Genomic DNA, 13,409 nt, shown 5'->3' with positions numbered 1-13,409 from the left:
GTTGTGCTTCAGCCGCTGTTGCACGATCTGGTCAGCACCGTGATGGCGCCGGCCGCTGCGCTGAGCGACGCCGACGGCCAGATCCGCCCGGCCGGCGTGCAGGGGTTGTTCTGCGCGGACCGTCGGGTGTTGTCACAGGCCCGGCTACTGGTCGACGGGCGCGAACCGGAGGCCGTGGGACACGCGCCCGTCGAGGCGGGCCGAGACAGGTTCGTGTCGCTGGCCCGCTGGCTCGGCGACCGCTCGGCCGATCCCACCGTCCGGCTTGATCGCCTTCGCGAGCTGAGCCCGTACGGGATGCGCGAGCACCTGGAGATCATCTCCACCGCCTCCGCCACGGTGACGGCCACGGTCACGCTGGAGCTGGCCTGCGACTTCGCGGAGATCGAAGCCGTCAAGGGTGGCAACTCCGCCACCCCCATCACGCCCACCGCCCCCGCTCCCGGGGAGCTGGTCTGGAGCTCGGGTCCCACCCACGTGACCGTCACCTCGGCACCGGCCGCCGCGGAAGTGGAGGCCGGGGGCGGGCGGTTGAGGTGGCAGGTGAGCCTGCCCCCGCGCGGCCGGGTGAGGTTGTCATGGGACGTGGCGGTCTCCGACTCCGCCACCGTCGTCGTCCCGCCCTCGGCCCCGCTCGAATGGAGCACCCCGCGCGTCACCGCGGACGACCGCCGCATCAACAGGCTGATGGAGCGTTCCCTGGAGGATCTTCGTTCGCTGCGCCTGGCCGAGCCGGCCGAGCCGGGCGACACGTTCCTCGGCGCGGGCGCCCCCTGGTTCCTGACCCTGTTCGGCCGCGACAGCATCTGGGCGGCACGCATGCTGCTCCCCCTGGGCACCCGGCTGGCCGCGGGCACCCTGCGCGTCCTGGCCCGCCGCCAGGGCAGCCGCCTCGACCCGCACACCGGCGAGGCCCCGGGCAAGATCATGCACGAGCTGCGGCGCAGCGCGTTCGACCTGGCGGGTCAGGATCGCCGGCTGCCCGCCGCCTACTACGGCACCATCGACGCCACCCTCCTGTGGATCAGCCTGCTGCACGACGCCTGGCGCTGGGGCCTGCCCGCCTCAGAGGTGGCGCCGCTGCTTCCCAACCTGGAGGCCGCGCTGGGCTGGCTCGCCGACCACGCCGACCCGGACGGGGACGGGTTCATCGAGTACATCGACACCGACGGCCGCGGCCTGGCGAACCAGGGCTGGAAGGACTCGGGCGACTCGGTCCGCTTCCACGACGGCCGCCTGGCCGAGCCGCCGATCGCGCTGGTGGAGGTGCAGGGCTATGCCCACCAGGCCGCCCTGCACGGGGCCGCGCTGCTGGACGCCTTCGACCGGCCGGGCGCCGCCCGCTGGCGCGAGTACGCAGGTGCGCTGGCCGAACGTTTCCGCGCCGCGTTCTGGGTCGAGGGGCCTCAAGGAGGGTTTCCCGCGCTCGCCCTCGACCGCGACAAACGCCCCGTGAACTCTCTGACCAGCAACATCGGCCACCTGCTCGGCACCGGCCTGCTGTCGAAGGAGGAGTCGGCCCAGATCGCCGCCCTGCTGGCGGCACCGGACATGGCGGAGGGCTTCGGGCTGCGGACGATGTCGTCACGCGAGGGCGGCTTCAGCCCGCTGTCCTACCACTGCGGCTCCGTCTGGCCGCACGACACGGCCATCGTGATCGCGGGGCTGGCCAGGGAGGGCTTCGACGAGCAGGCGGCGACCCTCGCGGAAGGGCTGCTGGCGGCGGCGGAATCGTTCGGTTACCGGCTTCCCGAGCTGTATGCGGGTGACGCCCGCGACCACATGAGCCGCACGGTGGCCTACCCCGCCGCCTGCCGCCCCCAAGCCTGGTCGGCCGCCGCCGCGGTCACCATCGCCCAGGCCGCCCTCGGCGTCTACCCGGACGTCCCCGCGGGCCATGTCGAGCTGCGTCCCCTGGCGGGCGCGCCCCTGGGGGCGCTGACGGTGGGCGGGCTGCGGGTGGCCGGCACGGAGATCGAGGCGAGCGTCGACCACGATGGTGCTGCCACGCTCACGGGCCTCCCGGAGGGCCTGCGCCCGCGCTGAGCGGCGGGTTAAGAGTCGCTGTGGAGGCGCAGGAAGTCGTCGAGTCCGCGGCGGTACAGGGCGAGGTCGTTTTCCAGCTTCGCCCTGGTGAGCCGCTCGGGCTCCGACTCCCGCAGAGACCTGCCCATCTCGCTCCAGAACGCGTCAGGGGGCAGCTCGGCGTAGTCGGGGGAGAAGAACTTCAGCGCCTCCGCCACGGCATCGGCGGCGAAGCGCCAGTCGGCCGCGACGCCCTCGAACCGCTCGGCGTCGGAGTGCTCTTGCGCAGCGTAGAACAGTCCGCCCTCCAGCGCCCTGTTCGCGTACGTGGCGGCGATGAGCACCCACTGCCCAGGGTCGATCAGCTCGGACAGGCCGGTGCCGAAGACGACCCCCTCCTCCTGCGCCGCGACCTCCGCCTCGTAGGGGACGAGGACCTGCGAGCCGCGAAGGCTCACCAGCCAGCCGTCCTGCTCCCGCGTGACCTCCGCATCGCCCGAGGCGCCCTCCGCCACCAGGTCGAAGTGGACGAACGCCTCCACCATCGAACGGGCCAGACCGCGCTCAGACATGCCGGGCCGCCAGATCCTGGTAGGTGTCCCTGACGATCAGCAGCCGGGCGAGATCGAAGCGGCCGGGCTCATCGGCCCGCATCCGCTGCCCCACCTCGGACCAGAACCCGTCGTCGGGCACCGTGTCCGCCCCCGGCGGCACGAACTTGACGGCCTCCTCGACGGCCGCGGTCGCCACGTTCAGCGCGCGCTTGGCCTCGGCCTGGTCGTCCACCGGCACGTTGCCCGCCGTCAGGTCGGCCACCTGCAACCACTCGCCGGCGTCGAGCAACTCGGACGGCTCCGCCCCGCCGAACGTCGGATAGCCCGCGGGCGCCACGGGACGTTCGGGCAGCCCGAACACGAACTCCCTGTCTTTCCCGCAGTCGTCGCAGGCGCCGAAGTAGCGGTTGACCAGCTCACCCTCCACGCTGACCAGCCCGCTCCTCCAGGTCGTCTCCGCCGACCCGCAGGCGCACGGGTGCAGGTCGAGATAGAGATGCGCCTCGTCCCTCGTCCGCGCCACCGCGAATGCCATAGTCGTCCACTCCCCTCAGAACTCCCCATCATGCCGGAACGCGCAACCCCGCACCCGGTTGCCGTTCCTCGCCTCGGCCACACCGGCACGGCTCGTCGGCCGGGCACCGGCACTCCTCCGGCGGGAACCAGCCGGTCGTGTTCGCCTGGTCGCGCAGGCGCTTGAAGATCGCGGGCCAGTCGCGGGGGCGGTGGCCGTTCGCGAGCGTGGTGAGCTCGGCGGCCACCGGCTGCGGGATGAGCGGCCACACCTCGGGGCCGGCGGTGGTGAGCAGGTCGAACAGCACGCCGAGCCGCGCGGGCCGCTGCGTCGCGGTGGCCGAACGCACCTGGCGCATCGCCTCGTTCAGCTCGGCCAGCCTCTCGTGGGGGGCGCTCGGCGTGCCCAGCGCCTCGGCGACCGCCCGCGCGGCCGTGGCGGCGGCGGCCCGCTCGTTCGCGCCGATTGTGCGGCGGCCGTCCACCTCGAAGGTCAGCATGCCCGGCGAGGCGGGCCCGGCCTGGTCCGCCCGCACCTCGACGGGGATGGGAGCGCGGCCGGGAAGCACGATGTCCATGAGGCCCGCCCCGTACGCGTGGACCCTGGCGCCCATGAGCGCCGCGCCGCGTTCGAACGCCGTGGCGGCGGCGGCCTCCGGCAGCGTCGCCCAGCCGCGGATCGCGGTGACCTCGGCGGGGGAGAGCTCCCCCGCCCTGGCCAACGCCAGCAACTTCGCCGCCGACCCGGCCTGACCGGGCGCCAGCCCGGCCCGCTCGGCCACGACCCGCAACGCGTCCCCGTCGGTTCGTGTGGCGATCAGGCCGCGCAGCCGCGCGAGTGTCGCCGCGTCGGATGTCTCAGGCCCGGACAGCCGGTCCGCCAGGGTCGCCGCGTGTGCGGCGATCTGCTCGGCCACCGCGATCATCGCCTCGGTCCCGCCGCTCACGGGGACGTTGAGCGCGAGGCGGCCCCGCTCACGCGAGCCGACCGTCACCCCCGCCCCGTCGGGGCCCTCGGACAGCGCCAGCGTGAACGCCACGCCGCCCCTGCTCACCGTGAACTCCCGCGCGGCCCCCGGCACCGGGGTCACCTCGGCGACACCGGCGACGTCCGCCAGCCTGTCGAGCCCGGCCGCCGACGTGTCCAGCCCCGCGGAGGGGCTGCCGCTGAGCAACCGCGCGAGCCGGCTCTGCGGCTGTTCGGGGGCCGGCGCGCGCGGGCCGGTGCCCCATGGGGGCGGCGGCGGGGTGTGGCCGCGCCGCTCGATGTCGGAGGCGATGGCGTCGATCGCGTCCGCCAGGCGTGCCCTGGTGGCCTGGTCGCCGGCCGCGCGCCACTTGCGTGACAGGTGGGCGTGCTCGTTCAGACGGGGCATCAGGCAGTGGTCGGTGCCCTCGGAGACGGACGGCCTGATCACGCCCTGCGGCGCGCCGGCCGCCGTCGCGACCGCGGCCTGCGTGGCGTGCGAGAGCTCGTGCACCATGACCGAGGAGACGACGTCCGGATGCGTACGCCCCCAGATCCGCAGCAGGTGCGGGTCGTCGGGCGTGCCCGCCCGGATCTCGGTGGCGGCGTTGAGCCCGTCGCCGGGGTCCTCGATGAGCACCCGGAGGTGCTGGTCGGGCGCGCCGGGAACCTGGAGCGTCAGCGCGTTCCCCTTGCCCCAGGCCATGTGCGCGGCGGCGCCGCCCAGGTCGGCGGCGGAGACGTCCTGGGCGCGCAGCTCGTCCAAGGTCAGGTCGGAAACCTCGGCGGGCCGCCCCGACCTGCTGAAAGGCGTCCCCTCGATCGCGGGGGAGGGCGCGGAGGTCGTGGTGCCCTGAGCGACGCTGCCGCCCACTGTCGGGATCGCCTGCTGCTGCTCGGCGGGCCAGGCCGGCTTGCCGGGGTCCACCGTGTTGGGGCCAAGCTCGGCCGTGACCTGGTCGGTGAACGTGCCGGGCACGCCGGAGTTCATGAAGACGTCGCGCAGGTCGAGGCCGGCCTGCTCGGCCGCGTCGAGCAGGCCGGGGGGCAGGGTGGCGAACGCCTCGGCGAACCCGCCGTCGATTTCCTCGCTGCGCAGGGACCCGTCAGGGGCGGCCAGGAAACGGTGGACGCCGTCCGCCTCGCGCACCGCCACCCGGGCCACCACGCCCTTTTCGCGCGCGGCCAGGAGCGCGTCCCGCAGGATCTGGATCAAGCCCTGGCGCCCACGGGCGGGGGCGAAGGCGACCGTCGGCCAGGCGGGGTCGCTCGGGGGAGCGAGCCGCACGTTCGCCTCCATCCGCGACTTCAGCTCCTCGATCTCCTCGGCGAAGAGCGTCACGTCCACCTCGCCGCTGGTCGCGTTCAGCATGCGGACGGGGTCGCCGACGGGGTGCTCGTTGCCGTCGCGCAGCCGCGCCACATGCTGGAAGGTGAGGTCGTAGTCCACCCGGAGCCGGACGGTGTAGGCCTTGCCCTTCTCGAGCTTGGTGAGTTCGCGGCGCGCTCCGTGGTGGTCGGTCACGCTCCCGCCCGTCTGCTCGCCGATGCGCACGCCGGCGTCAATGCCGAGTTCGGTGCTCTTGTAACTGCCGCCCGCGCCGACGGGCAGCGTGCGGCTTCGTGAGACGGTCGTGTTCTGCGCGTCGGACTTCCTGTCGACCTCGCCCTTCTCCGCCTCGAACGGCCCGGCCACGATCGTCAGGTCCGACAGCCGGGCCTTGATGCCGACCTCGGTGCCCTGGTCCTTGAACTTCTGCCTGGCCGCCCGCACGACGACTTCGCCGGTCGGCGTCGCCATCCGCTCGAAGGCGGTCAGCAGGGCCGACGCGGACAGTCGTTTGACCAGCTCGGCCCGGCGCTCCTGGACCGCGTGCGCGCCCAGCATCTTCGTGAGCTGAGCGGTGACGATCTCGTAGAGGCTGGGCCTGTCCGCGTGCTCCCACAGCGACTCGGGGAAGTGGCCGGGGTGCAGCTCGACCTGCCGGTGGTCGGGCACGGTCTGGACGGGCCCGGGATCCTCGCCGACGGGCCGGATCATGCCGGTCGGGATGCGCCGGATGAGCTCGGCACGGTATTCGACCCGCGTGACGGACCGGGATCTGTGCCGTATCGCGTGGACCAGGCCCGGGACCCTCCCCCCGCGCACCGGCCTGCGCTCGACCTCGATGACCAGCCTCGGGGTCTGCTGGACCCGGTTGAGGCCGTTGAACACCGCCAGCCGCTGCAGCCGCGTCCCCTGCCGGTTGACCGAGCCGGAGAACCCCCGCCCCCGGTCGGTGGACACGCCTCCTCCGCCGCCGTACTCCTGGCCGGCGCCGCTGTAGTCCAGGCCCGCCGAGTAGGAGCCGTTGTAGGACTCGGAGTGGGAACGATCGTTGTAGCGGTAGTGCTGGACGATGACTCCGGCCTGCGAGGTGTGCGTCAGGAACGTGCCCATGCGCGAGTCCGCGGGGTCGTCGTACTCCAGCCGCGCCCTGACGATCACCTCCTCGGCCTGCGACCCCTGCGGACCGGCCTGCACGTGGTACGACTTCTCGTAGCCGCGCGCCGACCACATGTCGACGACGTGGATCTTCGCGGCGTCGTCGGAGAAGTCGACGTCCAGCTCGTCCGCCAGGGTCGGGCTGGCGGTCAGGGCGTCGGGCGCCGCGGCGCGCACGGCGTTCGTCACGGCGTCGATCACGTCGACGTCGTTTCCCTGGTTGTCGGTCAGGGTGAGCGACTCTATCGAGCTGATGCTCCCGCCCCGGTCGTACGACGGCGCCAGAACGACCTGCCTGGCCCTGTCGAGCAGTTCGCTCGCCTTGGTCAGCGTCCTGGCGAGGTGCAGGCCCGCGGGTTCGTGCGGGCCGGTGGCGGGCCTGCCGCCGAGCCCGGTCACCTCCTTGAGCTTTTCGAGCAGGACCTCCGGGGTGTGCCGGGCGGCGTACCCGGCGTTCTTGCCCGCCTGGGCCACGTCCTTGAGGTACTGCTGGACCAGGGGGACCGCCAGGCTGGCGTCGAGGGTCAGGCTGCCGTTGACGAAGCGTTCGATCGCGTCCGCCACCAGGGGGCCGGGCAGTTTGATCTCGCCCTGGGAGTACATCAGCAGCGCGTCGTACTCGGGCAGCGCGAACAGCGCGGTACCCTGCGCCGAGTCGGGCCTGCCCTCACCGGTGGAGATGCGCGCCCCGACCGGCGGCGTCCCCCACTTGCTGCCTTCCGCGCCGGTGAGCAGGAGGTCCACGGGGGCGCGCAGGATGTACTGGCGGCCGTGCTCGATCGTCAACTCCTCGGTGCCCCAGATGTCGAGGATCGAGGTGGACTCCGAGCTGCTGCCCGACCGGGACGGCAGAGAGAGCGAGCCACCGTCGGTGCTCGTTCCGCCGTCGTCGAGGTCGGTGACGTTCATGGAGGCGCCGACGGACACGCCACTCGAGCCGCCCCAGGACACGCCGGCGCTGCCGAGCCCGAACAGGATGTTGCCGTTGACCTGGTCGACGATCCCGAGCACCTCGGCCTCGCCCACCTCGCCCCGAACAGACAGCTCCGACCGGCCGGGCCGCATGCCCTCGGCGCTGATCGCGAGCTTGCTGGTGAACAGCTTCCGCAGCAGCTTGGGGTGGGCGACGAGGTTGCGCACGCTCAGGAACGCCGCGAGCGCCGCGTACGCCGTGGAGCCTTGCTTCATCCCTCTCGGCAGGATCTTTTCTGCTTTGGGGAGGAGGCCGTTCATGTCCATGTGCAGGAGCCGGGCCCTGGACAGGAGCTTCTTGGACATCTTGCCCAAGGGTTCCGGCTGGCTCAGGAGCGCCGACGAGCTGTCCGGCGGCAGGAAGTCGGCGGCGAACAGCAGCTTCGCCGACTGCTTCGCCGACCCCTTGTCGGACGTCAGTCGCGTGGTCTCGCCGTTGTGGAGGAGATCGACCCGCAGGACGTGGGAGACCGAGAAGATCGCGACCGGGCCGGTGCTCTCCTGCAGCGTCACCACGTTGACGGTGCCGCCGACGCTGGAGCCTGCCGTACGGGTACGGTTGCCGCCGCCGTTGACGCCGGCCTCGTGCGACAGGCCGTCGTTGCCTTCGTCGGGGCCGTCGCTCTCGCTCACCGACGCGTTGCCGCCGTACGTCCTCGACCTGCCGATGCCCCGGGCCGAGGTGTCGGAGCCGATGTCGAGGTTGACCACCGTCTTGCTGGTGCTGTGCCCGATGTAGCGGGGGTTCGTGAAGTCCTGCTCCAGCGATATGCGCAGGGTGTAGTGCTCGGGGGCACGGTTGCGGCCCTGCACCGTGAGGTCGAGGGGGATGCCCTCCTGCGCCAGCGTGTCGTAGGCGGACCTGATGCGGTGCTCCGAGAGCTGCTCGGTGACCTCCTGCAGGTTGAGGATCTGGCTGGCCCTGGTCAGCGGGTCGGAGGAGTACTGCGGGACGCCGTTGACGGTCGTCGGGATGATGCCGCGCTCCGCCAGCCCGTCCAGCACCTGCCGCCGGACGTCGTCGAGCCCCGCGATCTCATCGACCAGAGCGGGTCCCGCGCCGCGCATCTGGCCGGGGCCGTCGCCGAGCCACACGGGCAGCTCGGCCTTGCGCCCCGGCGGCGGGCCGGGGTCGGGGTCGCCGCGCAGCACCTGATTCCCGTCGGCGTCGAGCAGCGGCTGACCGTTCTTCTCGATCAGCGCGGCGCGGTCGACGTCCAGGCCGAAGCGGTAGGCGTCCGACTCCCGCATGTCGGCCATCGCTTCGCTGCGGATGGGCGCCAGCGTGACGGGAGACTTGCCGATGATCTCCACGGTGTACGTGGTCTCCAGGACGAGCCGGTAGCTCTGCTGGTGGCCCGTCTGCCTGTGCACGCTCGGGTGGATGGCCTGCTTGTTGGCGGTGGCCGCATACGACCGCGACGCCGACCTGGAGCCCTTGACCCGAGGGCCGATATTGGGCGCGTAGTCGCCCGGCCCGTTCACCCCCGCCAGCATGGGAGCGTTGACCCCGGCCGAGACGTTCAGCTCCGCCGATCCCGACGTCGAGGCACCGCCCGGCATCGCGGCGACGTCGACCAGCACCTCCTCTCCCCACACGTCGGCCGTCGGCGCGCCCTGCGGCGTGCTCTCCTCGAGCACGACCCTGGTCTTGGCGCTGACCCGCGCGTGCGGCCGGCCGTCCTTGAGGATGACGCGTGTGATGCCCTCGTTGACCGCGGCGCGCATCCGGTGGGGGTGCTCGTCGGTGACGAACTTGCGTAGCTGGTCCCGCGGCACCGAGCCGATCTGCGTGTACTCCGCGCCGAGCTCCCGCGCGAGCGTGTCGAGCGCCTCCTCAAGGCCGGTCATGCCGGTGAGGACGTGGTTGGGCATCTCGGGGTTGCGCTTGTCGGCGGCGATCCGGACCAGATCGTTCGGCGCGGCGTCGGTGAAGGCGTGCGAGATCCACACCCGCTGCCCCGAGACGTCGCCGGGCGTGCCCGAGTTCACCGTGGTCTCCTGCTGCCAGCCCTCGGCCCGCCGTGTGCGGATGTCGACGGTCCACGTCGCGGCGGCGTCGAACAGCAGCGACTCGCTGCGGTTGTCGGTGACCGAGCCGCCCTGCGCGTACATGCCGCCCCCGCCGGTGGCCGAGGAGTTGCGTCCGCTGGCGATGCCGATGCCCACCCCCAGCAGCTCCATGGCCGCCCTGCTCATCCCACCCTCGGCCAGGAACTGGGCCAGCACGCCGGTGTTGAACCCGCGCGACCTGCCGAAGCTGCCGGACTCGGTGGCGGTGGCCGAACGGCCCGTCGTGAAGAACGTGCCGATCATCATCTCCGACGCCTTGACGGCCGGGTCGAGCACCTCGACCAGGTCGGAGAGGGAGAGCCTGATCCGCAGCTCCGCCGCCGAGCTCCCCTCGCCGACCCGCAGCACGACGCCGTCAGGGGCCACGACCTTGTGGAAGTCGCCCCGCAGGGCCCGCTCCAGCTCCTCGGCGGTGAACCTGTACGGGACCTCGTTGTTTTCCAGGATGCCGTTGACGGTGTCGGTGAGCCTGTTCAGGTGGGCGAGCCGGCCCGTCGGCATGGTCGTGGACAGGATGATGTCCTGCGGCAGCACCTCTTTCAGCGCCTTCAGGTACGCCTCGTGGCGCTGCCTGGCGCGGTCCACCAGCGACGCGGCGATGGAGGCCATGCTGACCTCGCCGTACTGGGCAGGCCGGCCGGCCTGCCGCATCGCCGCGAGCAGCCGCTCGTACGCCTCCCGCGCCTGCGTCGCCTGCGGCTTCACGGCCTCGTAGGCGTCGGCGATCCTGGTGTGCCGCGCCTGCGTGTCGGCATGCTTGCGGACGTCCTCCCGGGCCTTGCGGGCCCGCTCCGAACTGCCCTGGTCGTGCTGGCCCTGCGCCTTGTCGGCCGCCTCCTCCGCCGTGCGGGCCTCGTCGGCCGCCGCCTGCGCGCCGGCCCGCTTCGAGGCGACCTGCGCGTCGATGGCCTGCTCCGCCCGCCGGAGGGCCTCGATGATCGTCTCCACCTGCTCGGCGGTCGGCGGGCCTGTAGGGACGGGAGGGGCGTGGGCGGGGCGTACGGCCTGGGTGGGCACCCAGGGCGGCAGCGGCGGGGTCTGGCCGCGTTTGCGCAACTGACGGGACAGGCCGTCGATGTCGATGGCGAGCAGGCGCTTTTCCTGCATCGTCTGGGCCCGGCGCCAGTTGTCCGCCAGGTACGCCATCTCGTTCACCTGGGCGGCCACACACGCGTCCTGCGTGGCCCGCCTGCTGTTCCGCCTGCGCCGCAGGAACCCCTGCGGCGCGTCCCCGGCGGTGGCCGCCAGCTCCTGCAGGGCATGGCTGATCTCGTGCAGCCACACCCTGGTGAGCTGGTCGTCGGCGACGCGCGGGTTGAAGTGCACCAGGTGGGCGTTGTCCGGGTCCGCGCCCGTCCTGAGATCGGTCTTGCCCATCAGGTTCGAGGACAGGCCGCCGACGACCGGGCGGAAGTGGTGGGTGCCGTTCGTCTTCGTGCGCACGATCAGCGTGCCGTCCGCCTTCGACCAGGTGAGGTCGGTGACCTCCCCGTAGATGAAGTGGTCGGGGCTCAGCCCGGCCACCGCGTTCTGCAACGCGTCGAGCGCCACATCGGAGCCCTGGCGGCCGTCGGTCACGTACCGGGTCCCGGGGACCGGGTTGGAGGTGACCGTGCCGGGCCTGCTCGTGTGCGCGGGGGGCCGGTCGGGCGCCGTGCCCGTCTGGGAGACCAGCAGCATGGCGGTCGCCTCCGCCCGCAGGTTCGCGACATTCTGGACCTGCATGGCGCGGGTGATCAGCGCCGCGCGGATGCGGGCCATCCTGGCCGCCGTGATCGTGTGCACGGAGCGGCCGGAGACGATGAGGACGTCGCCTTTCGAGCCGATCACCGAATCAGGGAAGTCCGTGGACAGCGCGGCGATCAGCGCGTCGCGGGCACGGGTGACGGCGGTCGCCGGGTCCGCTGCCGGGGCGGTGGACATGGTCGGCGAGGTGGCGATCGAGGTCCTGGTGGCGTCGTCGGGGGCCGTCGCCTGGTCGGCGGTGGCACTTGGGCGGTCGGGGGCGTCGGCGCGGTCCTGCGTCCCGTTCTGGTCGCCCTGCTGCCCCTGATCCGGCGGCGTAGTGCTGTCGTCGGGCCGTGTGGCGCTGCCGTCGGGCTGCGTGGCGGTGTCGTCGGCGCGGGTGCGGTCCGGTTGTGTGGTGGGGTCGTTCGGCTGTGTGGCGGTGTCGTCCGTGCGGGTGCCGTCTGGTTGTGCGGTGGGGTCGTTTGGTTGCGTGGTCGTGTCGTCCGTGCGGGTGGCGTTCGGTTGTGCGGCGGGGGTGTCGTCCGTGCGGGTGGCGTTCGGTTGTGTGGCGGGGGTGTCGTCCGCGCGGTTGTCGTCGGGCTGGGTGGTGGGCCGGTCGGGGCGCCTGGTCGTACCCGGATCGTCGCCAGAAGGAGCCGGTGTGGCATCCTGCTCGGGTCTTGGGGACGCGTCGTCGGGCTGCCGGTTCTGGTCGTCGCGGTTCGGTGAGCCGGTGCCGCGTCGCTGCGACGAGTCGATGTCCGGTACGCCGCCCCCGGTGCGGTTCGTCCCGGAGGCTCCCGAGGAGGACGTTCCGCCGCCGGTTCGCGCGGGCTCCGGTACCCGCGTGGATGCCGCCGACTGCCCGCCGTCGCCGTTCGGGCCGCCGCCGGACGGGTTCTGGCCCGTCGTGTTCGGGGGCGGGTCGCCTCCCGCCCGTCCTGCGTCGGTACGCGCGGCGGCGTCGTACGCGCCGGCGAGCGAGGAGACCGGATGGCGCAGCGCGCTGTAGACGTCGGGACTGAACGGGCTGATCGACCCGGTGCGCCCGGCACCGCCCATGAACCCGCCCAGCATGGAGTCGACCGTGAACGGGTTCTGCCACTGGCCGTAGACCACGCCGTTGGCGATGAAGCTGCCGGCAGGGGAGGCGATCATGTTGGTCGTGCCGGTGGTCAGGGCCCGGCCCGCGAATCCGGGCACCCGGCTGGTGATCCGCGACACGGGCCCGGCGAGCTGGGTGCCGATGACCGCGCCCGTGCCCGCGCCGATGATCGCGGCCCCGGACTTCTGCCAGTCCCACTCCTGCCGGGTGCCCATCTTGATCTGCTGGTACTGGGCGTAGGCGTCGATGAAGAACTCTTCGCCGATCTCCTCGATGAGCTCCCGCCCGATCGACGAGCCCAGCAGCCGTGCGATGGCGCCGCGCCCGGTGGCCCCGCTGAGGGCGGTCACCCTGGCCAGCTGGGTCGCCCCGAGCTGTCTGCCCCCCAACGTCATGAGCCTGACGAGGATGCGGGTGATGGCCGCGCGGGCGGCCGCCGCGTACGGGCCGATGATCGCGGTCGAGGACCCGGCGGTGAAGAAGGAGACGAGCAGCGCGATGGAGATGGCGATGACCGTGATCCAGAAGGCCACGTTGATGGCGATCTTGGAGTACTGGGTCTCGACGGCGAAGTCGTTGGCCTGCTGCGAGTAGGCCTGGGCGTTGCCGGACACGCCGGTGATCCCGCCCTCCTGGCCGTACAGCAGCCTGGCCCTGTTGACGAACTCGCCCGCGGGGGGCGAGTTCCAGCCGGTCACGAGGACGCGCGCGGCCGCGCCCGCGCGCGGCGTGGAGTCGCTCGCGCCCGCGGCCAGCGCCTGGTACGCGACCGCCAGGCCCGACAGGCCGCTCTCGCTGGCCTCGGGCCATTTCTGCCCGGCCGACAACATCGGGATCAGCCACCGCTCGACCCAGTCGGGCATGGCCTCGGTCGCCCAGGCCGGGAGCTCGTCGAAGTCGATGACGACCGCGGGCTGCGCGCTCGCCTGGCCGCCGGCAGGCTGGTCGGTGACCCCGTGGACGCCGGAACCGCCGGTGATCGTCACG

The 13,409-nt window shown here is 72.6% G+C and carries 4 protein-coding genes; 1 reads left to right on the top strand and 3 read right to left on the bottom strand.

Annotated features, from left to right (window positions below):
• Nucleotides 1–3: 3 nt before the first annotated feature.
• On the top strand, nucleotides 4–2,046 hold the full coding sequence (locus tag ACFOY2_RS23460) for an amylo-alpha-1,6-glucosidase (RefSeq protein ID WP_379530222.1): 2,043 nt from the start codon (nucleotides 4–6) through the stop codon (nucleotides 2,044–2,046).
• An 8-nt stretch (nucleotides 2,047–2,054) separates the two neighbouring features.
• Here ACFOY2_RS23460 and ACFOY2_RS23455 read toward each other — a convergent pair whose 3' ends face one another.
• Genes ACFOY2_RS23455 through ACFOY2_RS23445 form a run of 3 tightly spaced genes read right to left on the bottom strand, consistent with a single transcriptional unit; the run spans nucleotide 2,055 to nucleotide 13,408 of the window.
• Nucleotides 2,055–2,597: a hypothetical protein gene (locus ACFOY2_RS23455; RefSeq protein ID WP_379530221.1), complete on the bottom strand. Its 543-nt coding sequence runs from the start codon at nucleotides 2,595–2,597 to the stop codon at nucleotides 2,055–2,057.
• Nucleotides 2,590–3,114: a hypothetical protein gene (locus ACFOY2_RS23450; protein ID WP_379530220.1), complete on the bottom strand. Its 525-nt coding sequence runs from the start codon at nucleotides 3,112–3,114 to the stop codon at nucleotides 2,590–2,592. The genes ACFOY2_RS23455 and ACFOY2_RS23450 overlap by 8 nt, the downstream gene beginning before the upstream one ends.
• 28 nt (nucleotides 3,115–3,142) lie before the next feature.
• A complete protein-coding gene (locus ACFOY2_RS23445; RefSeq protein WP_379530219.1) occupies nucleotides 3,143–13,408 on the bottom strand; it encodes a WXG100-like domain-containing protein in 10,266 nt (3,421 codons plus the stop codon).
• Between the last annotated feature and the right edge of the window lies 1 nt (nucleotide 13,409).

Origin of the sequence: Nonomuraea purpurea (assembly GCF_042650645.1) — a bacterium.
Classification (GTDB): Bacteria; Actinomycetota; Actinomycetes; order Streptosporangiales; family Streptosporangiaceae; genus Nonomuraea; species Nonomuraea purpurea.
Note: the sequence above shows the minus strand (reverse complement) of the source record. Positions and strands in the feature narration are given on the sequence as shown.

Bases quoted from the DNA above. Each gene is read 5' to 3' on its own strand.
- ACFOY2_RS23455 (WP_379530221.1), bottom strand. From the start codon at position 2,597: ATGTCTGAGCGCGGTCTGGCCCGTTCGATGGTGGAGGCGTTCGTCCAC.
- ACFOY2_RS23450 (WP_379530220.1), bottom strand. From the start codon at position 3,114: ATGGCATTCGCGGTGGCGCGGACGAGGGACGAGGCGCATCTCTATCTC.